This is a genomic window from Pedobacter sp. GQ55, from assembly GCF_059758925.1.
This window is the reverse complement of record NZ_JCAXEI010000008.1, coordinates 173331-199531: the sequence shown is the minus strand read 5'-3', so window position 1 is coordinate 199531 and position 26201 is coordinate 173331. Positions and strand designations below refer to the sequence as shown.

Below are 26201 nucleotides of genomic sequence, written 5' to 3'. Positions count from 1 at the left end.
ATAGTTTTGGATAACAGTAAAATAAAGAGATATACCGTTACGGCTGCGCTGCCCTATACAAACGGACCTGTACATATTGGACATCTTGCCGGTGTTTACCTGCCTGCAGACACTTATGTGAGGTATTTGCGCTCTAATAAAAGAGATGTAAAGTTTATTTGCGGATCTGACGAAAATGGGGTTCCCATTACCCTAAAGGCCAAAAAAGAAGGAACGACACCTCAGGCAATAGTTGATAAATACCACAAAATTATTGGCGATTCCTTTAAGGAACTTGGTGTTTCTTTCGACATATATCACCGTACATCTTCTTTGATGCACCATCAAACTGCTTCAGATTTCTTTGAAACACTTTACAACAAAGGCGTTTTTACGGAAGAAGTAACCGAGCAGTACTACGATGAAAAGGCACAAACTTTTTTGGCCGACAGATACATTACTGGAACTTGTCCTAAATGTGGAAATGAAAATGCCTACGGCGATCAGTGTGAAAATTGCGGAAGTACTTTAAATGCGACAGATCTTATCAATCCTAAGTCTACTTTATCTGGAGAGAAACCCGTACGCAAAGAAACAAAGAACTGGTTTTTACCGCTTGATAAATATGAGGATCAATTAAGAACTTACATTGAAAGCCACAAAGAATGGAGACCAAATGTATACGGGCAATGCCAAAGCTGGCTTAACGCAGGCCTACAGCCCCGTGCGATGACCAGAGATTTAGATTGGGGCATTAAAGTTCCGGTTAAAGGCGCCGAAGGTAAAGTTTTGTACGTATGGTTTGATGCACCTATTGGCTATATTTCGGCAACAAAAGAGCTATTTGAATATGCTCGTTTGGGTATCTGGAACCCTAAAGCCGAGGAATATTACATTAACCAGAACGAGGTAGAAAATGGCAACTGGGAACAATATTGGAAAGATGATGAAACCAAGCTTGTTCACTTTATAGGTAAAGATAATATCGTATTCCACTGTGTTATTTTTCCGGCGATGTTAATGGCCCACGGTGATTATATATTGGCAGACAATGTACCTGCAAATGAGTTCCTGAATTTGGAAGGTCAAAAAATATCGACTTCTAAAAACTGGGCAGTGTGGCTTGATGAATATCTGGTGGAATTTAAAGACAAGCAGGATGTTTTGCGTTACGTTTTAACTGCTACAGCACCTGAAACAAAAGATAATGACTTTACCTGGAAAGATTTTCAGGCAAGAAATAACAATGAACTGGTTGCCGTTTTAGGTAACTTCATTAATAGGGTGGTAGTTTTAACCCACAAGTATTTCGGAGGTAAAGTCCCAATGTGCATGACTAAAACTCCGGAAGATCAGCAAGTGGTCGATGATTTGGCTGCGTACCCTGCAAAAATCAGCGCTTCGATTGAAAATTATCGCTTCAGAGAGGCTTTGTCGGAGGTAATGAATGTTGCCCGCTTAGGGAATAAGTACCTTGCAGAAACGGAGCCCTGGAAGGTAATTAAAACAGATGAAGATCGTGTTCGTACCATTTTAAATATCAGTTTGCAAATTGCTGCTACTATAGAAATTTTGATTGAACCATTTTTACCATTTACTGCCGATAAATTGCAGAAAATGCTGAACTACGGTGGTCATCTATGGGAAGATGCAGGTAAAATGGGCTTATTGAAACGTGGACATCAGCTTAATGAGCCTGTGTTACTATTTGATAAGATCGAAGATGAAACTGTACAAGCTCAAATAGACAAGCTTAACAAGAGCAAAGCCGATAATGTTGCTGCAACTGCGACTGTTGAGCCTGCTAAGGAAAACATTCAATTTGAACAGTTTACAGCAATTGATATTAGGGTAGCTACAATTGTCGCAGCAGAAAAGGTTGAAAAAACCAAAAAGCTATTAAAGCTAACCCTTGATACCGGTATAGATCAAAGAACTGTTGTTTCTGGTATTGCCGAGTATTATAAGCCAGAAGAGATAATTGGAAAGCAAGTTAGTTTGGTTGTAAACCTTGCCCCTCGCGAAATTAAGGGTATTCTATCTCAGGGAATGATCTTAATGTCTGAAAACTCAGAGGGCCAGTTAGCTTTCGTTTCGCCAGCACAAAATCATAACAATGGTAGTGTGGTTCGATAAATGAACCACACTACCATTGTTAACCACGCTCTTACAGAAAGAGTGCTAAATATAAAAATGCATATTTGATTTAATTTAGGATACCCATCCTCCAAGGTATTTTATTCCATCTATTGGTACCATTCTACGAATTCGGCTTCATTAAAAGGTTCGGGGCGGATAACTAATTTCTGCTTTATCTGCTGCTGCAGCAGTTTGGCCATTTCCACCATAGTTTCCGTATATGCTGGATCATGTGCAAGATTGTCATATTCGAGCGCATCTTTACCACGCAGGTCGTACAGCTCAAACTCTTCAGGGTAGCCACCAAGCGCATCGAAATAATGGCTGTATTTCCAATCGGTGGTACGCACGCAACGTATCCGGTTTGCCGCCTTCACCACGCTGGCTTTATCGGCAGCGCTGGCCTTCGTGTCATCGAATGTAAATAAGATGGCATCCTGCACCGGCTTGTCCTCGTTCAGCAAAGGTAAGAGACTGGTACCTCGCAAGCCTTCAGGCAGATCGGCACCGGTAATGGCAGCGATTGTTGGCATAATGTCGATCAGTGAAGCTAGGTTCTGTGTGCCTTTATAGTTATTGGTTTTAGGGAACATTACTGGATTAGAGAAGACCATTGGTACCCGAATTGCTTCTTCATAAGCTACAAATGCCTTTTGACGCATGCCGCCGTGAGCCATACCCATTTCGCCGTGATCAGCAAGGCGGATCACCAGTGCCTGGTCGGCCAGTTTGCTGCCGTCCACCTCCTTATACAGCTCGTCGATAAAAAAGCCAATCTCGGTGTCGATCAGGCGCAGCAGGTTGCCGTAGAAGTTGAGGTAATTCGTTTGCTTCTCTGGCGTATTCAGCAGGCCCAGGCCCAGACCTGCCGTGGTTTTTATCTGGGCCTGCGCCAAAGGTTTGCCTTTGGCGGTAAGATCTTCATTTACTGTCTCGGGAAGGGTTATTGACCCTCTGAGGAAATTATCGTTGTAGCCGTACTTGAATCCCTTGGGATAGCAAAGCACGTCGTGGGGGTTAACTAGAGAGAGAATAAGGCAATACGGCTTTCCCTTTCCCTGGGAGCGCAGTTCCCTTACATTTTTCAGGAAGTCGATGGCCTGCTGTATATAAGCTCCGTCGTGGTTTGCAAAACCGCCACCGAAATTTTCGGGTGCGGTATCCTCACCGGCATCCGGGGCTTTCCAGCCCCTGAAGCCGTACAGCGCATTATCCGATGGATCAGGACTACCGCCATCGACGCCTTTGCTTACATGCCATTTCCCACGGTAATGTACCTCATAGCCATTACCAGTCAACATGCGCGCCACGTTGGGAAGCGTGCTGTCGAGGGTAACTTCACCTTGAGAGTATTTTCCACCTGCGGTAAGGGTTTGTGTTACATGATGCTGCGCAGGATAGAGGCCGGTCAGCAGCGTGGATCTGCTGGGCGAGCACATACAGGTATTGCAGAAGGCACGGTCAAAGCTAAAGCCGTTTTGTTTGAGAAAAGTTAGGGTCTTGAGGTTATCCTGCTCCCAGCTTTCTGGAAAATGCTGTGTGGCTCTTTCCTGGTCGGTAACGATCATGATGATGTCAGGCTTATCGGAGAGACTGGTAAGGCGTTCGCTGAAATTCATAAGTTTATTGGTTTGAGTGAAAATTGGAATAAAGCATATCAAGATACGAAGGATTAACAGACACAGCAAACCCTATTTCGTTCCCCTGAGACTTTGTATCCTGTTGGTTCTAATTTTTTAATGTTAATTCTTGTTTCCATTTCTTAAAAACGTATAGGGTTATTTCCTGTAAAATTAGAGCAATGACATTCGTACTAAATATACCAATTACAAAATAAAGGGGAGTCCGTGAGCTCAAGGAGTGTATAACAGAATTTATCCACCAAAGTTTGTACAATGGCTATTCTTTAGGATAGTAATCAACTACAATTAATTTCTCGATGCGTGTTGAAAGCTTTAAAGGATTTGGCGGCAAAGTCACAAGAGAATAAAATCCAAAATTCTTTAAGCTCAAATCTGGAGCATGAATTGCATTTTTTACGCTAGCAAATGGTTTTATTATTATATTTGCGCCTGCTATTAAGATTTATCCTTTAACGGCACTTATTATTGGTCCCGTAGTTCAACGGATAGAATAGAAGTTTCCTAAACTTTAGATATGAGTTCGATTCTCGTCGGGACCACTGAAAAGAGTAACAAAACGCAAAAAAGCCTGCAAATCATCGATTTGCAGGCTTTTTTGTTTTAGTGAGGTACCAAATTATTCAACTTTTACCGTTTTTAAAGTGAGTAATTCGGTGAGTCACCACTTTGAAAATGCTGACTCACTGGATATGGGGTAAGTTTCTGATAAAGAGCATGTTCGTTAAATGTACATCTTGTTTATAGGTGGCTGCAATTCTAATTTTGTTCACATTAAAATGAGTAAATTATGAATGCAAATTATTCTTTGCTTTTTTATCTTAAAAAGCCGAAAAATTATGTTCCCGGGGCACATAAGCCGATCTACATGCGAATTACTGTAGAGGGGATCCCTAAAGAGTTGTCTATCGGTCGAGATTGTGATCCTAAAAAGTGGTCCTCTAGAGTCAATAGCGGTAAAGGTGATCGAGAAGATACCCGGTTGCTTAACCGTCACCTGGAAAGCTTGGAAACACGTGTTTGGGGATTATTCCATATGTGGCCACCTCTTTCGCGGAACGTGGTTCTTCCCCAATTTTGGTGGTAGAACAAAACCTCATCGTGCATCGGGCTCTAAAATATGCTTTTCGGTCGTAATAAGAGTTTTCTCGGGGGAAGGAAAAACCGGGAAATCGACCTGACCACCAAAATTGGGGAAGAACCACTATCTCCGAAATATACAGTACAGCAAGCGGAACAAGCAGAGAATGTAAATGACTGGATAAAAAATTAACGATCGACCAGAGAAATTCATATTTTCGCGAAAAAAAATATTTTAAACAGAGAACGCCGAAAATCTTAAGAGTAGGCACAGCTAATAATTATGAGAAAAATTTTAACGCTCTTGTCCATTACGACAATGATGTGGTCTTGTGAAAAGCCAATCGAACTTACTCAAGATTCAACGAAGATCAACCGTTCAAAAATGTCAGTCATGGGAACTTCGGGGGCCGGAGATGGCAATTGGGATTTGCTGGGTTACGGTTATGATGTTACCGGACATTATGCTAACTCCGAATCTTCTACATACGAGATAATCGATGTTGAGAGGCTGAAGCTTGAGCATCCGACTTACATCAACCAATCCGGCGCAGAGACCGGAACACACACATTTGAGGCTGGGCAGCATGCTGAGGAACTTTCATGGAAGCTTACCAATAAAGCGACCTTAACAGGAGGTTTAGGGATGTTGTTTGGAGGGACATTTGACTACAACGGCTCTTACGAGGAAAAGTATAATAAAAAAAACATATACGCCACCTATAATTCGCTAGCGACTAAACGGAGGGTCAAGATGATCGCCGATGCAAGTATGCTAAAGAATTACCTTCATCCAGGGTTTGTAACCCATCTCGCGACACTTTCTGCCGCTCAGCTAGTAGATCTATATGGAACCCATATCCTAACTGATATTAGGCTCGGTGGAAAGCTGGAACTTATATACACATCTCAAACAAAAAGCCTTAACAAAGTAACTGCCGCAGGCGCCGGAGCAAAAGTTAGCTTTACCAAGATTTTCGGTCTCAACACGGAAGGAACGTATGATAGAACCGAGTACGAACAGAATTTTAACGAAAAGGCCTTTGTGCGAACCGTTGGAGGTAATGCTGGAGCCGCAATTGTGGGCACTGTGACCTTCAACTCGACGGGTACGCCTAGCTTTACCTTCAATCCGGCAGGCTGGAGTGCTGGTTTGACAGACGCTAACGCAGAACTGATTGACATCACGGCTGGGGGCCTTCTCCCGATTTCGGATATAATAGCCGATCCGGCAAAAAAGGCGGCAGTTGAAGCCTATGTTAAACAATACTTGCTGGATAACCAGATGAAAGTCAGAGACTTTAGGCTGTTGCCAGGCGGAGGAATTGACATCGGAGCAGGGAGCAACGGTACTACCTACATGATCGGAAATGCCTATGGTGGATACAAACTTTACAAATGGAACGGATCCGATTGGACTGACACGAACAGAAGTTCTCTATCTAGGGTAAGTGTCGACCCTTCGGGCAACCCTTGGGTGATAACCCAGTCGCAGTACATTTTCAGATACGCAAATAACTCGTGGGTACAGTTGCCCGGGGCTGCCACCGATATCGGTATTGGGGCGGACGGAAGCGTATATATTGTCGGAAATGCATATGGTGGATACAAGTTGTATAAGTGGAACGGCAGTGACTGGACGAATATTCCAAAGCCTACAAAATCCCAGAGAGTCAGCGTCGATCAGCTTGGCAGGCCTTTTGTAGTAGATCAGTCTGGAGCGATTTATAAATATTTAAATGGTTATTGGACCCAGTTGCCTGGCGAGGCGTCCGATATCGCTGTAGGTAGCGACGGGAGTACATATATTATCGGAAATGCTTATGGGGAATATAAAATTTATAAATTTGGAAACGGCGATTGGTTTGAATATCCAGGTGGCAACGGCAAAAGTGTTACAGTAGGCTCAGATGGGCTGCCTTGGATTACTACTCAAAATGGTCTTTTATACAAATATAATTAACTAGGAACACCATAATTAACTCGAAATGTTTAAATCTTTCAGGAGGAAACTAAAACAATACAAGGAATATACCCGAAATAAGGCTGCCTATGACCAGTTTGAAGAGTATGTGAACAAAAAGACCTTTTTGCCCAGCCTTCATATCATTAAGCAGAATAATATTTATGCTTATAGGGAAAGGTTCGGAACCAAAACGCTGGTCGAGACGGGCACCTATTTGGGAGAGATGGTTGAGGCTCAAAAAGGGCATTTCAATATGGTATATTCCGTGGAACTCAGTCCTGATCTTCATCGCAAAGCCGTTGAAAGATTTAAAGATGATAGTAATGTGAAAATCTTACAGGGTGACAGTTCAGTTATTCTTAAGGACATCTTAAGAGAGTTGAACGGACCAGCGTTGTTCTGGCTTGATGGCCATTACTCTGGGGGTTCTACGGCCAAGGGTGACAAGGATACTCCTGTGTTGTCAGAATTAGAACAGATTATCAACCACCGTGATGACCATGTTATTCTGATAGACGACACAAGACTTTTCACTGGAGATAACGATTATCCAAGTATTCCGGAGTTATGTCAATTCATTCTTGCGATAAGCCCGGGTAAAGAAATCATTATAGCGGACGACATAATACGTATTACGCCAAAAAACACCCGCTAACATTTGTGCAAAAAGAGGGTAGCTAAATGTGATCGCTGTACAACTTTCTTTTAAATGGCTGAATAACTATTTTGCAAGGCTAATAGTTTATTCAGCCATTTTTAATGATACATTGCAGTAATTTTACGACATCACAATTTTATGGGTGTCACCGATTTTAATAGGTATGGTTGGTGATGCAATGCTCTCGACATCTAGTCCATTATTCTAATCCGATTTCTTTTTTGGCCTTCATCACATCCTGGTTAAATGCTCGCCAGCTTAGCAATCTCCCTGATGGTATAATGTCCGTCTTTAAGATATTTGACCAACCTGGGTAGTAGTATTGCAAAAGATTTATTTTTTTTATATATTAGTGCTATAGCAATTGCAGCTAAAAACGTATTCAAGACTAGTGAGTTATTCGGTGAGTAGGGAATTTTATCGTTTATAATTCACTGACAGTATGATGGTTACCTGAAGAGTTCGATTCTCTGTAGATCTATTTGTTTGAATTCCTTGTCGGTTTTAATAGATAGTTCTGCAGATATTATTTATCCGTTTTAGTACTGTCAATTATAGTTAGTTCATCACTAGGAATCTTAATAAAGTTATATTCTGTAGCATCTACCGAGTCTTTCTCCAAAAAGCAAAATTCCCAACAAAGTTTATCAAATTGGCTATTGTATTCAAAATTGACCAGAAATTTATCTAGATTGTATTTGCGCCTTTTTCCTTCTTTTAGTGCAAATACTTTAATTGAATCTCTCGAGAGAAATAATTTTTTACTTCCGACTCCATTTCTTGGCCAGTTGAGTTGTAAAATTTGTCCATAATCATCTAAATGAAGGACTATATTATAACGGATGACGCCTATGGATGCATTTTTCAAATAAAAATTAAGTTCATACTTCGGAACGATCCAGTGCTTCTTATGAGGACCACCATCTTTAAGATAACTGGGAATATCAACAATTTGAGCATTAACGAAGTAGAGGGAATCTTTAAAGTCCCCAAACGATTCTTCCATTAGTGCCTTAACACTCTTTTGTATCTTGTGTGGGAGCTTATTTAATGATAATACTGTTTTGGATGCCTCTTGATAGGTGTAGGCAATCCAATCCTCTTGATGAACAATCATTTTTTCCTGACTGATGGCTGAAAGCCAGTGGAAAACCAATACTAGTGCAATAATAGAAGGGCGTTTCATTTCTAAATATATTAATTTGAATAACAATGCTCAAATCTTCAAAAGGGTTTGCATTCAGTTTCGTCAAGATATTTGAGACCCCTCTTGTAAATTTTAAGTTATCGGGAAATGAAGAATTCTTAGAATAAATTAAAGGTAAGAAAATACCAGTAGCCTCCCTGGTTGATGATTGTCCATGCCAAGAGCTTATGTGTTTTGGGTTCGAAAAGAAGTGTTCCTAATGGTATTTGGGGGGTTTTTTTGTAGTAGAAAGTGATCGCAAAAGGGAGTAGATCTTCCAGTTCACCTTTTTTATCAAAATGTTGAAAATAGGCGGTGTCAGTTTTGAACAAGCGCGTTGGTCTTGCATCTAGATTTTCTATGCCAACAGAATCAACAAATCGAAATACGCGGGGGAAAAGTGCATCAAAAAACTTTATTCTCTCGTTTATTTTTGCTTTTGATGTATCAGCCAGAATATTATCGAAGTACACAAACTTTTCAAATACCTCCGCTCTTTGGGTTGAATCGTATTTCTTGTGTTCAAAATTCTTTAGTAATGATTTAACAGTCGCATAGTATTTTCTTTCATCTGGAGTAAAGTCTTCCTGTGCTGAGCAATTGCAGGCGAAAGCTAATAAAAGGCAAGTCGTGATAAATTTTATCCTTAGCTGGCGTTGTGGTTTCATAGTCGAAGATAGACCGTTTTAATTTGTGAGGTTTTGACAAATGTCAAAAAAATCACTTTTGTTGTCTAATTCTGCTCAAGGTCTCTTTCGATATGCCTAGATAGGAGGCTATATGACCCAGAGAAACACGCTGGAAAAGCTGAGGATTCCTGTCAAACAGGTTTTCATAGCGCTCTCTTGCATTCAACATCCGTAATTCGTTAGCACGTATCTCGTTATGCATATGGTAAGATTCGGTTAATTTTCTGCCTGAAAAGTTGAATTCCATATGCTTTATGTACATTGTTTCTAAGTCTTCCCGTTTTAATGCAATAAGTGTACAGTCTTCGAGAGTCTCGATATACTCGAAACTTGGTTGGCCGGTATAGAAACTAAAAATGGATAGCACAAGCTCGTTCTCAAATAAAAACCAGGTATTGGTCTCCTTGCCCTCTTTATCAAGATGAAAAATCCTAACGGCGCCTTTCACGACAAAATATATGATGTTGCTCCGTTCACCTATGCTTAAAAGCTTCAGCCGCTTTTTGATACTGAAAATATGGCTATTGGATATTATCGCTGCCTTAATTTCTTCACTTAGCGGATAAATGGAGTCAAAAAGATTAAAGAGTTGTTCATATTCGTTACTCGGTACTATTGTTGACATAATGATGGTTTTTATGTTTAACTCTTACAGGATGAATATATCAAATATAAAGATTGAAGTACCCACGAATATTTAATTGTGGGAATAATAAGACCAGTTTTTCTTTAGTCTAATTGGTCCTGTCTATTCCAAATGGGCTTTTTGAATGAGCAGAATTTTTACTCCCGTTTTTGTGATTTGTGAGCAGTTTTTGACAGTCTGAAGTTGGTTCCTGGTTCTTTTGGTTTCTGTTATTGAAAAGGATATTTTCCAGTCAGTGAGTTATTCGGCGGGTAACAAGTTTTATCATTCGTAATTCACTGAAAATATGATGGTTATCTGATGAGTTCGATTCTCGTCGAGACGAATTGTATACTAATTAACGTAACAACCTCTCAATTTCCGTCTGGATTTTAGCATTGGATAACTGGCGTCGGCATTAGCCACGTTACCATTTTTGTCAAAGATCAATTATCGGCTCATTATCGGTTCTTTTCGGCTCATAGCGGTTCAAGCTCTTCTTATTTTGTGAGCTTTTGCCTTCGATCGATTTGGATCGAAAGCTAGCAATATTTATGGTTAATTATCGGCTCATTATCGGTTCTTTACGGCTCATAGCGGCTCATGGATTGCTTTAATTTTGTTATATTTGTTTTTATGAGCAAGGTTAATGTACATACAGAAACACTCGATCTCAATTGGAAGCTGATCGGTTTAATTAGTGAAATAGACCGATTTGATGCGTCATGGCAAGCTATCGAACGGAGGGAAGGGCAGAGTCTGAAAGAGCTGAAATCAATTGCTACAGTCAGAAGTGTCGGGGCATCTACACGAATTGAAGGATCGAAATTAAGTGATGAAGAGGTTGATGTTCTTTTAAAGAACATGGACATATCGAAACTTGAAGAGCGGGATCAGCAAGAAGTTGTAGGTTATTTTGAAGTCTTGGATTTAATTGATGAACACTATGAGGATGTGCCCGTATCTGAGAACGGACTTAAAAACCTTCATAACCAGCTTCTAAAATACAGCCAGAAAGACGAGTGGCATAAAGGAAATTATAAGCAGCACACCAATGCTGTAGAAGCTCATCTTGCTGATGGTACCAGCCAGATTATTTTTCAGACAACGCCGCCGGGATTTCCAACGGACGATGCAATGAGGGAAATGATTTCCTGGTATGATACCGATGTAGAAGCTCACCCACTGGTTAGATGTGCTTTGTTCTGTTATGAGTTTGTTTCTATACATCCATTTCAGGATGGAAATGGCCGCCTCAGTCGTTTGCTAGCTACACTACTGCTAAGAAAATTTGGCTATCAATGGATTCGGTATGTCAGTTTTGAGCATGAAATTGAAAGTCAGAAAACAGAATATTATAGAGTTCTGAGAGCTTGTCAGTCTCAAAGACCGGGAGAGGATGTTACCGAATGGATTGGTTTCTTTCTATCTTGCCTTAGAAATATACAAGAAGCTTTAATGCGTAAACTTGATACGCGTAGTGTTGAACAAAGTATTTCAGCTAGAGAAAAACAACTGTTACATATTATAGAGAGCAATCCGGGAATTAAAACAAGTGACATAGCTGTAAAACTGGATGTCTCAAATGCAACGGTAAAAAGAATGCTTGAAAATCTTATCGTTTTAAGGATGATTGAACGTCAAGGTATAGGACGGGGCTCATATTACACCTTGTTATAATATCTACCCTTCCCAAAGACTTACATTCTATTTAAGTTAAATAATATGAAGATCAAAATAATTTCTTGCTTAATATTTGGAATAATATTTAATAACGTTGCAATGAGTCAGGAAACGGCTCTAACGAATATAGCTCAAATTGACTTAAAAGGGACAAAAAGGATCGATGTTGCCAAAAGCAAAAATTCAAGAATTGGTAAAAGTAAAAATTCAGTAATAGGTCGCACTGAGCCTAATGTTGGTGAAGTCTATGAACTAAATGGCATGTTCCTCCTTATAAATGCTGCAAGTGGCGAATTAAAAAAGAATCATCTTGAAGAAATGGATAACGGGTTCAAAGAAATGAATAGTTGGACCCCTGGGAAACCTTATAATTCAAGAATTAAAATATTTGATCAATATAGAGTCCTTGTTATAGATTTTGAGTTTGATGATGACAAGACAGGCAGATATTCTTTTTTTGCTGTAAGCAAAAACAACAAGAAAATATTAAATGGTGTATTGGAATATGAACTCGCCGATAAAAAGAAGGCCACGGAACCTATCAATAGGATTATAAAAGATATAAAATTTAAGTAGAAAACGGTTTGTACTGTAATCTAAGCTGAAGGACAAGATAATGTTGGAATGGCCGATTGGATTTGCAAAAGTTCTGGCTCTTACGTAAATTAGCAGTATAGCAATTGCAGCTAAAACGTATTCAATACCAGTGAGTTATTCGGTGAGTAGTAGATTTTAATATTTATAATTCATTGACAGTTTGTTGGTTACCTGAAGAGTTCGATTCTCGTCGGGACCACAAAATTGGAAAAGCCTTAAGAATTATCTTAAGGCTTTTTAGCATATATCGACAATACAGGACTTTAGGGGTTTATTTTGACTTCAATTAACTTAATTTCGGTGATTTCTGATTTGGATATAAAGAACTGTACATGCAGATTTGCATTAGTAGTTTTTTCTATCTCGATTTTACGCATTGACATCCTGTATTTCAACTTCGTTGTTAATAATCAATTAAATATCACATTAAGAACACCTTTTCCATCATCTGCTTCTACGTATAGGGTGTCAAAATCATCAAATATATAACATTTTAGTATCTTGTGCTGCATAATCATGTAGCTATCACACAGCTGATTAAATAACAAATTAGGCCCTCGACTTTTATTAAGTCTAGTTGTCACAAAAGATTGTATTTTTTCAATATCGATATTGTTTTCTCTCCAAGTGGCGTCCATAAAATCAATCTGTCATAATCAGTTGTGGATATTGCAAAATATATTTGAAATTAATCCTGCAATTAGCCTTTCAGAATTTGGATAAGATCATCGTTGATGTAATATACCTCTTTTCCATCTTTAGCTGGGCTCAGGATTTTAGCAGCCACCAGCTCGCCGAAGTATTTGGTCAGCGTAGTTCTTGAGGTAATGCCCAATAATTCTCCTATGAATTTTGGCTTGATGTAGGGTTGGCTGAAGACCGCCTCATTGACCTCTTTGTTGTACCATTTAATGGTTGTCTTGCCATGGGCAAGTGTCGCCTCAATTTGGTTGAGAATACTTGTGATTAATTGATTGGTCAGCGCTGCTGTTTTCTCTACAGCATCTAACATGTACATCACCCATGGCTTCCATGCACCACGCTGGGTAACCCCGCTCAGATGGTGGTAATAGTCGTCCTTGTTGATCATGATGTATTTGGAAAGATAGAGTACTGGTTGCCCTAATAGGCCTTTGTTCACAAGGTATAAAAGGTTCAAAATCCTACCGGTTCTTCCGTTTCCATCTGAAAATGGGTGTATGGCTTCAAACTGATAATGGGCAATGCACATTTTGATCAGAGGGTCGGTAGGGTATTTCTTATCGTCATTTAGGTACTCGATCAGATTTTCCATCTTGGCTTCAATGATGCCCGCTCCTCTTGGAGGAGTATATATTACCTCGCCCGATCTGAATTCGCTTTGTCCGCGTCTAATCACCGTAAGGGTCTGTGGTGGCCTTATTCCAGCTGTAGAGTTCTTAATCTGTCTAAAGATGCTAATGATACTATCCATGTCCATCTTCCCTTTTTCTTGGGTGATGTTGTATCCTTCCCATAATGCCTCCCGATAGCGAAGTACCTCCTTTGTAGCTGGTTTTATATTTTCTTCCCGAATAGTTTCTGACACCGCCTTGTAAAGTTCATCTTCGGTGGTAAATATGTTCTCGATTGCTGTAGAGGTTTGTGCCTCTTGAAGTGCAATGGTATTGATGAGCATGGTAGGGTTTGGAAGTCTATGGATACTGGAATTTGTAGTCGCCAAAGCACGGGAAGCAGTGACGAGTTTCTTCATCACTTCAACATCTTCTTCCATATTTTTAAGTGGAGGTAGAAATGGAAGATCGTTGAAAGGCTGTGTTCTATCGTATGGCATATGTTCAGTTTTTCGATGATATTGAACTTATAAACAAATATACACATAGTGGTTGGACATATAAGTACGACGTGTTCAGTTTTTTAAAAAATATGAACACGTCGTGAAAAAGGATAAGTAAATGGACATAAAACCACCATATGTTCATTTATTTGATAAAATTGGACATATAGGTGCGAACGGTTTAACCCATACTACAATACTAAAAAAGTTTGAAATCCGTCTCGCCGAGATATTTAAAATCCTCCTTCATGACCTAGAATGTCAATAATTAGCTGTAAATCTTCCAAAAATAAGTTTGAAATCGGTGTCGCCGAGACCACTTCACGGGAAAAATCGGAAAAAAGTGGTTCTTTCTCGTTTTTGTTTTCCTGTAACTTGTTGTTAATCTGATATATTAAGGCCGTCGCTTCGTTCGATTTGGGAGTTCGATATTTTTTTTCATAAAGATGCTGTTTTTTCCGAAACTAACACCTCCATTTTTAAGTGTACATCACCTCCATATAGAACGGTTTTGGGTCAGAAAGTGATTCTTATGTGGTTATTGTATTCTTTTTACCCCATTCTGCTAATAGCTGCATCACATCGTTGAGCGACATCCCCTTTTCAGTGAGTGTATACTCCACCTTTGGTGGGACTTCGGCATATACCTTCCGATTTATGATGCCATCGGCCTCCAGTTCTTTTAAATGCCTGGATAATACCTTTAGTGCTATACCATCAATTGCTTTATGCAACTCACCAAATCGCCTCGGACCTGATAATAACATCCAGATAATAACGGGTTTCCACTTGCCGCTTATGATACTGATTGACTCTATTATTGAGCAATCACAATCCAGCTCTACTTTTTTTTCAATTATTTTTTCTGCTAACATGTTCATAATGAGCGTTAGTGTCTTAAATGTCAATACTTGACAAATGTGCCATTACTTGACAAAGGTAAAGTTATGGAATAGTTTTGTTTAAAAAAGTGAAAATGAAAATATTAATAATAGGTGCCACAGGTACCATCGGAAAACACATAACCGCCGCATTACAAAAAGATCATGAAGTAATTAAGGCTGGTATAAAAAGTTCTGCTATACAGGTAGATATATCGTCAACTGAATCCATAGAAAACTTTTATAAAAAGGTCGGAAAATTTGATGCCTTAATTTGCACTGCCGGGGATGCACAGTTCGGACCTCTGATTAGTATGAAAGAGGCTGATTTCAGAATTGGTGTAAACAGCAAATTGATGGGCCAGGTTAACCTGGTATTGATTGGGCAGCATTATATCAATCCGAAGGGCTCGTTTACCTTAACATCAGGTGCGTTGGCCGATGATCCGATTGTTATGGGAGCAAACATCAGTACGATGAATGGAGCGATCAATGGATTTGTAAAGGGCGCAGCGATAGAGTTGGAGAACGGCGTGCGTATAAATGCGGTTGGGCCTGATATAGTTGAAGAATCTACGGCCTATTTTTCATATTTCCCGGGACATGTTCCTGTCACAATGAGCCGGGTTACACAGGCTTATGTCAAAAGCGTGCTGGGCGGACAAACCGGCCAGATTTATAAAGTGTTATAACAGGCGCTCAAAAGATAAAAATGGTTTGTCTTCAATAAATGAAATAACAAACAAGTAAAATAAAAATTATGAAAATACTCATTTTAGGGGCCACTGGTAGAACCGGTCGTCTTATTGCTGAAGAGGCACTAAAGCAAGGATATGATTTAAACGTTTTGGTACGAGATAAAAACAAAATATCCTTTAGTTCAAAATCAATTAAAGTATATCAGGGAACACCGACCCGTCGAGCAGATTTAGCAGCTGCAATGCAAGGGTGTGATCTAATAATAAGTGCTTTGGGTATTGTCAGAGCCTCAGATGCTCCCTGGTCTAAATTAGTAACTCCCTCAAATTTCATATCTGAAAGCATAAAAAATGTGATAGCCGAAGCGGATCAACAAAACCTAAAACGTTTAATTACGGTCTCTGCGTGGGGTGTCGGAGAGACCAAAAAAGAGATCCCTTTTTGGCTCAGGTGGTTAATTAACTACACTAACCTCCGTCCTGTTTACGCGGAACACGAATTAGAGGAAAAACTATTAGCAGCTTCAAACTTAAATTGGACGGCTGTACGGCCTGTTGCCTTAAGTGACTCCAGAAAGATAAAAACTTTAAAGGTGAGTTTTAATAACTTTCCTAAACCAAGTTTACAAATCAGCAGGCAAAGCGTAGCTAAATTCATGGTTGATATAGTAAAATCCGATAAGTACGATAGGAAAAGCCCAACCATTTCTGAAAACTAATGTAGCTGGGAGGTGCAAAGCCGCTACCTTGGCACTTGCCATTGGTCGGTTTTGTCCCAATTTTTTATGTCATTAAAACGTATAAGCACAAAATTAGCATAATATGAAAGCATTCAAAATAACTGGATTTATCCTACTCGGATTGTTGGTAGTAGTGGCTGCCACCGGCATTTATGTAAAGGTAGCATTACCAGACACAGGCGCAGCGCCTCAAATTAAAATAGAACGCACAGCAGAACGAATAAAACGTGGCAATTATTTAGCCAACCACGTTTCTGTTTGTATGGACTGTCACAGCACCAAGGACGAGAGTTTGTTCGCAAGCCCGGTGGTGGGCGGCTTCGGTGCTGGCGGGGAAAAATTTGATCAGCAGATGGGCCTTCCCGGAAAGTTTTACGCATCTAACATAACCCCTTATAAATTACTCAGTTGGACGGATGGCGAAATATTCAGGGCGCTAACTACCGGGGAGAACAAATTTGGCAAAGCCGTCTTTCCACTAATGCCTTGGGACCATATAGGGCAGATGGATAAAGAAGACGTGTATAGCATTATTGCTTATTTGCGTACACTTCCTGCAATTAAAAAGGATATACCGGCGTCAGAAATTGACTTCCCTGTCAATTTTATCATTAATACCATGCCACATAAGACAAATTTAGGTAAGCTACCATCGGAAAATGATACCATCAAATATGGCGCTTACCTAGTTAACGCAGCGGCTTGTGTAGATTGTCATAGTAAAAGATATCACGGTGATATAATCCCAGGGACAGAGTTTGGCGGCGGGATGGAATTTAAACAGCAGGGAGGTGTTGTACATTCTGCAAATATCACACCAGATAAACTAACTGGTATAGGATTATGGAGTAAAGATATATTCATCCAACGGTTTAAAAGCTTTGAGGGTAAAGAAAAGCAAGCGACTAAACTTAACCCCGGCGATCCACATATACCAATGCCATGGTATATGTACGCTGGGATGAAGACCAATGATCTTGCAGCTATCTATGCCTATTTAAGGACTATCAAACCGATCAAAAATCAGGTTGTTGCGTTTCAAAAATTGTGATTTGTTAACGCTCCTTGGCATGTGATTTTTCATCCAATGCTTAGAATTAGTGGTCTTAGTATACTAGCGTCTTTTGATAATTAAGAGATGCTCAGCACGTAAAATTTCAAATAACTTATCACGCCCTATTTTTATGTTTTTACTTTCCATGTTCTCCCGCAACATAAAATGGAGTTTTCGTACCCCGGTCCGGGGCAGCTGGCGACGGATATCCAGAACCATTTCTTTAACCTGTTGATGCTTCAGTATTCTTTGCATGGCATTCTTCTTGCCTTTGTAAAAGGCCTGTTTTGTATAGCCAAACAGTCTGCACAACCTAGAAATACTAATCTTGTCATATAGAAGTGCTATTTCCTGGAGTGCCTGGCGCCAGACTTTTTTCGGATCTCTATATTTATATTCACGTTCGGCGATCTCTACAAATTTTTTATATACAGCAAGTTGAAGCTCTGCTTCTTTGAGTTTCTTTTCAAGAACCTTGTTTTCTTGCTTTAGTTCAGCCTCCAGTTCCTTGATATGTTGTTGTTCTTTATCGTTCATCGGTCTGCCTATACTTTTGTAAATTGGATAGACTAATTTACCATATTTTCTTAACCAATTTTGGATGCAGTGATTACCCCGGATATCATACTTACGCTGCAGCTGACCCTTGTTTAGACCCCCAGATTCATATTCGCTAACTACTAACTGTTTAAAGTTTTCACTGTAACGCCTGGGTGGACGTTGTTTTCTTTTAAAATTATCATTGACCATTTTTTTAAGATTTTGGTCAACCTTTTTCAGGACTCAACAAACTGCAAATAGCCCCACATTGCTTACGACCCTCGACAAAAAGTTCTTTTTGGGCCTTGGGCTTGACGGATTTGCCAACTATTATTATTGGAAAACGACATACCAAACGAGGTCATTCTAGCAAACCGCTGTATAGCGAACGGTACCTACAGTGGTGTGAGAAGACAGCAGGGAAGCTAACTCCCTGCTTCTTAGTCGATTAGGTGTTAAAGACTAAACTCTTTTACTAGAACCATTGTGCAATTAGCCGTTGAATTTATTCTGATCGCTTTTATTGCCTGGTATTCTGCATCATTATAGCAATTCACAGCCGCTTCTTCTGATGGGAATTTAACAATTGCATTCATCTTCCTAGCTTCACCTTCCATAACTATAGGTGCTACATCCGAAGCTAAAATCTCTGCACCATATCGCTGCAGTATTGGGTATACTTTTGGACCATATTCCTGGTATAATTCTGTGTCTACAATATCGTAGCTGTTCATATAATACACTGCCATATTAATTTGAGTTAAGGTTAAATTATTAATAGATATATTCAGGAGGTACAATTCCATTGCACCGCAAATAAACGGTTGCTTGTCCGCGATGATGTGTGATGTGATCAAGGGCAGCATAAACGCCATTTATAGCTCCTGAATCTTCCTCCATATGAGCTATGGCTGCCCGTAAGGCAGCAAATGCTGTGTTCAGATAAGCTATAGTTGAAGTTTTGTCTTCTGTTGGAACGGGAGGTGCCCATGCGGTATCTTTCTTTTTAAGGTAATTGTCTCCATACCAATGTATCCCATACCCAATATGATGCAGGAGTTCCTTGAAATTCCAGACAGGATCAGCCGGTTTAAAATGATACATAGCTTCGGGCATCATTTCAGCAACACTTAATGTGTAGTTTTTAGCCTGTTCCAATGTTGATAATAATTGCGTTTTCATAAAAAGTGATTTTTGTGAAAGCAAAGTTAAAGCCTGGATTCGGCTAAGATTTAAGGAAAATTGCGCTTTTTATTTTCGGGTAGAAGAAGGAGACACGCCATACATTTTTTTGTATGAGGCAGAAAAATGCACCAAACTGTTAAATCCTGCTAAGAAAGCAATATCAGAAACAGGAGTTGAAGTATTGCAAAGTTGAAGGTGGGCGTACTTTAAGCGTACACGCAGTAAATATTGATACGGTGTAACTGTAGTGATCTGTTTAAAGAGCCGGTTAAAATGAAAAGGGCTTAGATAGCCCAATTCTGCAAGTTCGGACAAAGAAATATCTGCAGTAAAATTTTCGTTTATGAACTGTTTAACTGTTTCAATAGTCGGCAAGTAGTTCATCTTTTGTTTAACCGTTAGCAATGGTGGTAGTGCAGGTTTTTCATACGTTAAAAGTACCTGCATGAAGAGCTCAGTCATTAGCGTTTCTACCCAGAGCCGGGGTAACCGAACTGTTTGTAAAAGCTGAAATATGCAATGATGCAGGTATTCCGTTTCGGGAGTGGCCTTAACCAAAACAGATTGAATATCAGGATTGTCAAAAAACCAGGATAGTGCACCAACTTGTTCCTTTAACTGCTGTAAGCTATCCTCTGAAATAGAAAAGATAGTACATTCGTCGGGAAACTTATGATCATGGCCCACCCTATATTCATAGCCGGGCTTATTAATTAAAAAAAAACCATGGTAAGCATCCAGATTATTTCTGAATACTTTGAATTGAAAATTTCCAGTTCTGATGTAAGCAATAACAAAGTTCTCCTGATGTTCTTTACCAGATACTGTGCAGTCAGTGCACTGGCATAAAAAATTATGGACGACACAAATATCTGATTTATAAAGTGTTTGTATTGTTGCCTCCATTTTTGTATTAAATAGTTCCTAAAAGTGTTCGTTAAATGTACATCTTATTTGCATTGCTTAAAACTTGCATTTGGAGGATAGCTAAACGTGTTTGGAATTACCCAGCGTGCTTTATATATCTTCAGTCCACTTTGAACAAATATACTGTTTCCTTTATTGTCGAGTACCTCATCTGCCCACCACGATTCTTTTGGGCGTAATACTATTGTGGGAAAATCGATGGGACCGGAAGAAACACTTTTGATATTCTCTTGAATAACATTGGCTTGATTGAGCTGTTTTGTTGCAACGTCAAATTTATAAACGTTTTTGATATTGGTTAACCAAAGAGAATTTTCGCCATAAACAGGGAAAAGATCATGTGCTTCTGTGCCTGGTAGTGATATAGTTTCTGTTAATGTAAGGTCGGGCTTTGAGCAATTGAAATTATAACTGAATGATTTTAGATGATTCATGGCAGCCGACCAAAGCAGTTGATTTTTTTGATCCCAAACTACATTATGACCAAATTCAATAGGGATAATCTTTGTGTAAACGTTATCAGGAAAATTAAGGGTGTCTACTTTGAATAGCTTTAAATAATTGTCAGTGCTCGAAGCACTGACAATATTTCCATCTGGTAACAGTTCTGCAGAGTGAGGATTACCTCCTGCGTATGCATAAAAAATCGTCTTCTTATCTGCAATCCTTATTAGTGCTACACCCCCTCCGGAAGCAGTTGTAAGGATGTATTTTCCATTGTATACTACCTTAGCGTCGCTGGGGTTGGTGAACCATTTCACGTGTTCTGGTTTTACGTTGGATGTTGCTGCCTTCCAATCCCAGAAAATTGTTTTTGATGGCACGTCAGCAATGGCAATTCTATTTTGAGATTGCTCAGAAAGCACAATGCATTTTTTACATTCTGCAACTGTTGCCGGGGGCTCCGGTAGATTTACCGGGGGATCTTTCGGTATTATAGTATCTCTAGCTTCTTTTTTTGCGCATGCTGAACTTAAAAGCAGAAAAGAGGCAATAAGGACTGACAGTTTTTTCATGTTCTTTAGTAGTTTGGATTTTGAACGAGGTTTGGATTTAACTCCATTTGTTTTTGTGCAATTGGCCACCAGTAATCTCTATCTGAATTAAAGCTACGGGTTACTATTTGTTGGTTCTGAGCGTTAAATATAGCACCAACCATTACCTGTTCGGCTGTTTTCCATCTTCTGATGTCTGTGTAATAAAATCCCTCGCAGGCAAATTCAATTCTTCTTTCATGGCGAATAAGTTCACGCATTTGTTCCTTTGTTAATGAGGCTGATACCTGGTAAGGATCCAGGCCTGCCCTTTGGCGGATTTTTTCTACCGCATCTCTAACGGATGCATCGGGAGCTGCCAGGATCTCATTTTGTGCCTCGGCATACATTAAAAGGATATCAGCATATCTGACCAACATGTAATTTGTTTCGGACCGGTAAGCAGAATTGATGAGGTTACTGCTTTCTTCCTTATCGTAAATGCTATATTTTTTAACGCCGTAGCCGGTTTGTTTGAATGGGCTTGTCGGCGTTGTAACGGTACCAATATAAGTATCACCAGGGTAAACTATGGTTTGATACATTCTAGGATCGCGGTTTTCATAAGGTTTGGATGCATTGTATAGAGATGATTGTGATGGCGGCAGGCCATCTTTCATATCGTAGGCATCGATGAGGCTGCGTAATGGCGCATTGGTGTTATACTGGCGGTCTATGAGGTCAAAAGAATTGCCAAATCCTGTGGTTACTATGGTGTACTGAACATCGAAAACAGTTTCCTGTTTATTTTCATTGGCGGGTAAGAATAGTTGTCTGTAATTTGGAAAAAGGCCATATCCTGTACCCGGCAAGTCTATTACGGCTTTTGCTGCGTTTGCTGCTGCTGTCCATTTAGCGGCGTCATTTGTTGGGTTGTTAAGCGGACTGGCTTCAAATAGCAACATCCGTGCTTTTATGGCGAGTGCGGCACCACTGGTTGCTCTGCCGATATCATTTCCTGTATATTTTACCGGTAAAACCGTTGCTGCTTCATCAAGATCTTTGATTACCTGCTGCACCACCTCGGCGCGGGTATTTCTTGGTAAGCGGGCTTGTTCGTCAAGATTGGGAGCTGCGAGTATTAGGGGGACACCGCCATAGTAGGTTGCCAAAATAGAGTAGTAAAGACCCCTAAGAAATTTAGCCTCTGCCTTCATGCGATTTTTCATTGCGTTTGACATGGAGATGGGGTCTATTTTTTCAAGGAGCATGTTACATCTTCCTATTCCCCTGTAGCAGTCCTGCCATCTTGTTCCGATTACGCCGGTTACGATATTGCCAATGTCTGCATTGCTGGCATTGTGTGTACCAAGTGCAATTACACCAAAACCTGCAGAATTATCATAATTGTACGCATTTGGTGTTGCTGTTTCCTCCCAAAGGGGAGTAGCATAACCATATAACCCATTAGAGGTTAGAACCTGGTAGCATCCTGTGAGCCCGGCCTGAGCTGTTTTTTCGGAAGTCCAAAATGTTTCTTCGGTGTATCTGTCGTTCGGCTCAGTTTCAAGTGCGTTCTTACATGACACAAGCGCTACCAGTAACAAAAGCATAATTGATATCTTTTTCATCTGTATATTTTTTTTAAGGTTAAAAACCTGTCAGATCATTAAATTAAAATGTTGCGTTAATTCCAAAGTTGAATGTTTTCAATGTTGGATATTCATAAAATGTATCCGATTTGATGTCTTTTTCAGGATCAAATCCTTTAAACTTGGTAAAGGTTACAAGGTTCTCTGCGTTTACAAAGAGCACAAGTTTTTTTAAGGCTATTTTTGAGATCCATTTTTGCTGGAAATCGTATTTTAGCTGCAAGCTTTTAAGTCTTAGATAGGATCCATCCTGTAACCAGAATGATGACGAATTTGCTGTTGAATACATTTCAGGAGTACCTGTAGCTGTTGTAAGTATCGGCAATCTTGCGCCGGGATTTTGAGGAGTCCATGAGTCTGTTGCCCATTCTTTCGTTACACCTGCGCCATTATTGAATGGTTGGGCCAGGTTTACCGTTGGATAGAGGTCTATTCCTTGTACTCCTTGGAAAAAAGAGGTAAGGCTTAGATTTTTATAACCAAGATTTACGTTAAAACTATAGGTGTATTGCGGGGTAGATCGGCCGGTGATTATCCGATCGTTGCCATCAATTTTATTGTCGCCGTTGATGTCTTTGTAGCGGATGTAACCTGGTTTTACAGCAGTGCTTATTTTAGCGCTGTTGTCTACTTCCTGTTGATTTTGGTAGATTCCATCAGCTTGGTAAATATAATAGGAGTCTATGGGAAATCCTTCCTTAATTATTCTGCGGCCACTGATGATGGTCTCTCCACCAAGGTCTACTACCTTATTTTTTACATAGCTAATCCCACCGGATATTTCGTAGTTGAATTTGCCAATGTTATTGCGATGTGATAAATTGAGATCGAATCCTGTATTGTCCACCACCCCAACGTTTTTTGTAGGACCGGTTAAGCCGCCAACTTGCTGAGGAATGCTAACAGGACGAAGGATGCCTGAGGTTCTTTTTTTAAACACATCGAAAGTTATTCCAAGCATGCCTTTCCACGCTTCCGCATCAATTCCAAGGTCTGTTGTCGTGGTGGTTTCCCATGATATGCCCGGATCATTGTACGCATTTACGGATGCACCGGAATTGATCACATTGTTGAAGGAATAATCAGCGCCAAGGCGAACCGCATTGAGATAACTGTAAAGGTCTACCGCCTGATTTCCAAGTTTTCCCCATGAACCACGGATCTTTAGCTGATCTATAGTATTGCTTTTAAAGAAGCTTTCCTGATCAATACGCCATGCTGCGGATACCGAAGGGAATGCCCCCCATTTATTTTTATCTGAGAATCTTGAGGACCCATCATAGCGGACAATGGCTTCAACCAGGTACCTGTCTTTAAAATTGTAATTTAGCCTGCCAAAATAGGAGGCCAGAACATCTTTGGTTCTTGTTCCAGATGTCGTGGGATTAATTGAGCCCGCAGAAAGATCCGTTAGCGTGTTGTCGAAATATCCTTCTATCTGTCCGTTAAAGGATTTGCGGTAGAAGTTATTATAACTAGTTCCTAACACAGCGGAGATGGTATGGCTGCCGCCCAAAGTTTTGTCCCAGCCCAGCGTTTGATAGAAGGACATATTTACCTCATTTTCATTGTATTCGTATGAATTTGGGTTTATGTTGTAATTATTCGGTGCTCCGGTTATTGGGTGATAGGATATGGCTAATGGCGTGAAAACACTTGCATATCCGTCTAACCTGTCGATCCCGAAGTTAATGCCATATTTGAGATTGAAGGGGAGCTCATAATCGGCAAATACTTTGGCCAGGATCCGTTGGGGTGTGCGGAAATCCCGGCCTTCCTTTAACAGCATTAAAGGGTTTTCAATAGTGTTTCTTCCAGGGGTAGGGAAGACCACTGAGCCCCATCTACCGTCTTCCGTGTAGGGAGTGAATATTGGAAGCACTCTTGTTAGTCTTGTGAAATAGTAATTGGTTGCATTGCCTCCATTACCACCGAAAGCAGGCTCTGTGTAGCTGCGGTAATTACCGATTATATTAGCACCTACCTTTAATTTATCCGTGATATTGGACGATACATTTGTGTTTAGTGTATATCTGTTTGCATGGTTTGCATCAATAAGTATTCCGTCTTGATCCATATAGCCAAGGCCTATGTTATATAATATTTTATCTGTACCTCCGGATAATCTAATGTTATGTTGCTGCAGATAGCCGTTTTTTAATACTAAATCAAACCAGTTATTGTTTGGGTAGGCGTAGGGATTTGTGCTCATCCCATTTTGGTATTCCTTAATCTGTGCCTCTGAATAGTCGACTGCTGCCGCTGATTTTCCTTCGTTAATAAGTGCCTGGTTTTTGAGTTGCATGTATTGGATGGGGTCCCAAAGAACATCAGGTAGTGCAGTGGCATTCTGAATTCCGTAATTGAAATTATAATTGATTTCTGTTTTACCACTTTTGCCAGCTTTCGTAGTTATCAGTATTACGCCATTGGCACCTCTCGATCCATAAATTGCAGCTGATGCGTCTTTAAGAACAGTTATTGTTTCTATAAAATCAGGATTGATCTCGCCCAAAGGATATTCAATCCCATCTACTAGTACTAGCGGATTGTTATTTCCTGATGAGCCTATTTGACTGACGCCTCTGATCCTGATGGTGCCAACGTCCTGACCAGGCTTACCCCCTGCTTGATTTACCCAAAGACCGGAAACGCCTTGTAGTGCCTGGCTGGCGTTAGTAAGGGGTCTGTTCTCTCTTGTTGCCATGTTTAACACGGATATTGACCCAGTCAGATTCACTTTTTTTGTGACACCATATCCTACCACTGCAACCTCGGTAAGTTGTTGTTGATCTTCTTTTAAGATAACATCGATCTGTGTTCTGTTTTCAATTTTGATTTCCTGACTGATCAGACCGACATATTTATAGATAAGCGTGGAATTAGGATCGGAAACGACAATACTATATTTGCCGTTGACGTTTGTAGACACGGTCTGATTTGTACCTTTTATTGTAACATATACACCGGGTATAGGATTGCCACTTTGGTCTGTTACTTTTCCTGTTACCTCAATATCATTTAGTCTGTCTATGAAACGATCTATAAAGCTCTTTTCTTGTTCCCTTATAACTACAATCTTGTCTTCTATGGTGTAGGTTAATGAAAGACCTTCCAGACATTTATCGAGTGCTTCTTTGAGGGGTAGGTTATTAAAATTTACATCAACTTTTTGATTGCTTTTTACTTTTTCTGCCGACCATAAGATGTTGTAGCCTGTTTGTTTATTGATCTCATTGAAAACATGCTTAAGCGCGATGGATCTTTGATTGAGCGTAATGCGTTGTGCTAGGCCTGAAGCACTTACCTGCATTAATGCTGCGAGTATTAAAATTGTTGTAATTTTCATAATCAGCAGGAATTTCCTGGTGTAGCCGGTGGCCGTACAAAGAAAAATCGTAAAATTTTTATACATTTGTTTGTCTGTTTAGATTAATAAATATTGTGTTCGCAATGCTTTTTGATTGATCAGATATTGAATCAGGAACATCG

At 40.0% G+C, this 26201-nt stretch carries 22 protein-coding genes and 1 tRNA gene; 10 read left to right on the top strand and 13 right to left on the bottom strand.

All coding sequences use genetic code 11. The features are described 5' to 3' along the window. Positions 1–6: 6 nt before the first annotated feature. A complete protein-coding gene (metG, locus tag AC6CH7_RS20030) occupies positions 7–2115 on the top strand; it encodes a methionine--tRNA ligase (RefSeq protein WP_498264402.1) in 2109 nt (702 codons plus the stop codon). A gap of 110 nt (positions 2116–2225) precedes the next feature. Here the strand turns inward: metG and AC6CH7_RS20025 are convergent, their stop codons facing one another. Continuing rightward, positions 2226–3737, bottom strand: coding sequence for a sulfatase family protein (locus tag AC6CH7_RS20025; RefSeq protein ID WP_498264401.1), 1512 nt, complete (start codon positions 3735–3737; stop codon positions 2226–2228). 491 nt (positions 3738–4228) lie between these two features. Between AC6CH7_RS20025 and AC6CH7_RS20020 the strand changes: the two genes are divergently transcribed. The 4 genes from AC6CH7_RS20020 to AC6CH7_RS20005 all read left to right on the top strand — a co-directional run bounded on the left by AC6CH7_RS20020 (position 4229) and on the right by AC6CH7_RS20005 (position 7459). Continuing rightward, positions 4229–4300: transfer RNA gene (locus tag AC6CH7_RS20020), tRNA-Arg, on the top strand. A 248-nt stretch (positions 4301–4548) separates the two neighbouring features. After that, positions 4549–4845 (top strand): Arm DNA-binding domain-containing protein, encoded by a 297-nt coding sequence (locus AC6CH7_RS20015; RefSeq protein WP_498264400.1) that lies wholly within the window; start codon positions 4549–4551, stop codon positions 4843–4845. Positions 4846–5232: 387 nt separating this feature from the next. Beyond that, positions 5233–6801 (top strand): tectonin domain-containing protein, encoded by a 1569-nt coding sequence (locus AC6CH7_RS20010; RefSeq protein WP_498264399.1) that lies wholly within the window; start codon positions 5233–5235, stop codon positions 6799–6801. Between the two features lie 25 nt (positions 6802–6826). Then, complete coding sequence (locus AC6CH7_RS20005; protein ID WP_498264398.1) at positions 6827–7459, top strand: hypothetical protein; 633 nt, start codon at positions 6827–6829, stop codon at positions 7457–7459. A gap of 529 nt (positions 7460–7988) precedes the next feature. Here the strand turns inward: AC6CH7_RS20005 and AC6CH7_RS20000 are convergent. The 3 genes from AC6CH7_RS20000 to AC6CH7_RS19990 form a co-directional block, all read right to left on the bottom strand. Continuing rightward, positions 7989–8648, bottom strand: coding sequence for a hypothetical protein (locus tag AC6CH7_RS20000; protein ID WP_498264397.1), 660 nt, complete (start codon positions 8646–8648; stop codon positions 7989–7991). 119 nt (positions 8649–8767) lie between these two features. Then, the gene (locus AC6CH7_RS19995) at positions 8768–9316 is read right to left on the bottom strand and encodes a hypothetical protein (RefSeq protein ID WP_498264396.1); all 549 of its coding nucleotides are present in this window, start codon (positions 9314–9316) and stop codon (positions 8768–8770) included. A 52-nt stretch (positions 9317–9368) separates the two neighbouring features. Next, on the bottom strand, positions 9369–9962 hold the full coding sequence (locus tag AC6CH7_RS19990; RefSeq protein ID WP_498264395.1) for a Crp/Fnr family transcriptional regulator: 594 nt from the start codon (positions 9960–9962) through the stop codon (positions 9369–9371). Between the two features lie 636 nt (positions 9963–10598). Between AC6CH7_RS19990 and AC6CH7_RS19985 the strand changes: the two genes are divergently transcribed. Together AC6CH7_RS19985 and AC6CH7_RS19980 are read left to right on the top strand one after the other, a co-directional pair. Beyond that, on the top strand, positions 10599–11642 hold the full coding sequence (locus tag AC6CH7_RS19985; protein ID WP_498264394.1) for a Fic family protein: 1044 nt from the start codon (positions 10599–10601) through the stop codon (positions 11640–11642). 45 nt (positions 11643–11687) lie between these two features. Next, entirely contained in the window at positions 11688–12221 is a 534-nt protein-coding gene (locus AC6CH7_RS19980) for a hypothetical protein (RefSeq protein ID WP_498264393.1), read from the top strand. Positions 12222–12942: 721 nt separating this feature from the next. Here AC6CH7_RS19980 and AC6CH7_RS19975 read toward each other — a convergent pair. Beyond that, positions 12943–14055, bottom strand: coding sequence for a Fic family protein (locus tag AC6CH7_RS19975; protein ID WP_498264392.1), 1113 nt, complete (start codon positions 14053–14055; stop codon positions 12943–12945). 533 nt (positions 14056–14588) lie between these two features. Beyond that, positions 14589–14939 carry a winged helix-turn-helix transcriptional regulator gene (locus AC6CH7_RS19970; RefSeq protein ID WP_498264391.1) on the bottom strand — a complete coding sequence of 117 codons (351 nt, stop codon included), beginning with the start codon at positions 14937–14939 and terminating at the stop codon, positions 14589–14591. A 95-nt stretch (positions 14940–15034) separates the two neighbouring features. Between AC6CH7_RS19970 and AC6CH7_RS19965 the strand changes: the two genes are divergently transcribed. The 3 genes from AC6CH7_RS19965 to AC6CH7_RS19955 all read left to right on the top strand — a co-directional run bounded on the left by AC6CH7_RS19965 (position 15035) and on the right by AC6CH7_RS19955 (position 17428). Beyond that, the gene (locus tag AC6CH7_RS19965; protein WP_498264390.1) at positions 15035–15631 is read left to right on the top strand and encodes a short chain dehydrogenase; all 597 of its coding nucleotides are present in this window, start codon (positions 15035–15037) and stop codon (positions 15629–15631) included. Between the two features lie 68 nt (positions 15632–15699). Further along, entirely contained in the window at positions 15700–16356 is a 657-nt protein-coding gene (locus AC6CH7_RS19960) for an NAD(P)-dependent oxidoreductase (RefSeq protein ID WP_498264389.1), read from the top strand. Positions 16357–16459: 103 nt separating this feature from the next. Continuing rightward, the gene (locus AC6CH7_RS19955; RefSeq protein WP_498264388.1) at positions 16460–17428 is read left to right on the top strand and encodes a c-type cytochrome; all 969 of its coding nucleotides are present in this window, start codon (positions 16460–16462) and stop codon (positions 17426–17428) included. A gap of 63 nt (positions 17429–17491) precedes the next feature. Here AC6CH7_RS19955 and AC6CH7_RS19950 read toward each other — a convergent pair whose 3' ends face one another. The 7 genes from AC6CH7_RS19950 to AC6CH7_RS19920 all read right to left on the bottom strand — a co-directional run bounded on the left by AC6CH7_RS19950 (position 17492) and on the right by AC6CH7_RS19920 (position 26058). Then, on the bottom strand, positions 17492–18181 hold the full coding sequence (locus AC6CH7_RS19950; protein WP_498264387.1) for a transposase: 690 nt from the start codon (positions 18179–18181) through the stop codon (positions 17492–17494). A gap of 245 nt (positions 18182–18426) precedes the next feature. Further along, on the bottom strand, positions 18427–18720 hold the full coding sequence (locus tag AC6CH7_RS19945; RefSeq protein ID WP_498264386.1) for a DUF1330 domain-containing protein: 294 nt from the start codon (positions 18718–18720) through the stop codon (positions 18427–18429). Between the two features lie 25 nt (positions 18721–18745). Further along, complete coding sequence (locus AC6CH7_RS19940; RefSeq protein ID WP_498264385.1) at positions 18746–19153, bottom strand: DinB family protein; 408 nt, start codon at positions 19151–19153, stop codon at positions 18746–18748. 69 nt (positions 19154–19222) lie between these two features. Then, positions 19223–20062, bottom strand: coding sequence for a helix-turn-helix transcriptional regulator (locus AC6CH7_RS19935; protein WP_498264384.1), 840 nt, complete (start codon positions 20060–20062; stop codon positions 19223–19225). 44 nt (positions 20063–20106) lie between these two features. Then, complete coding sequence (locus AC6CH7_RS19930) at positions 20107–21099, bottom strand: DUF6528 family protein (protein WP_498264383.1); 993 nt, start codon at positions 21097–21099, stop codon at positions 20107–20109. A 5-nt stretch (positions 21100–21104) separates the two neighbouring features. Continuing rightward, on the bottom strand, positions 21105–22688 hold the full coding sequence (locus tag AC6CH7_RS19925) for a RagB/SusD family nutrient uptake outer membrane protein (protein ID WP_498264382.1): 1584 nt from the start codon (positions 22686–22688) through the stop codon (positions 21105–21107). A 43-nt stretch (positions 22689–22731) separates the two neighbouring features. Beyond that, on the bottom strand, positions 22732–26058 hold the full coding sequence (locus tag AC6CH7_RS19920) for a TonB-dependent receptor (RefSeq protein WP_498264381.1): 3327 nt from the start codon (positions 26056–26058) through the stop codon (positions 22732–22734). Positions 26059–26201 lie beyond the last annotated feature (143 nt).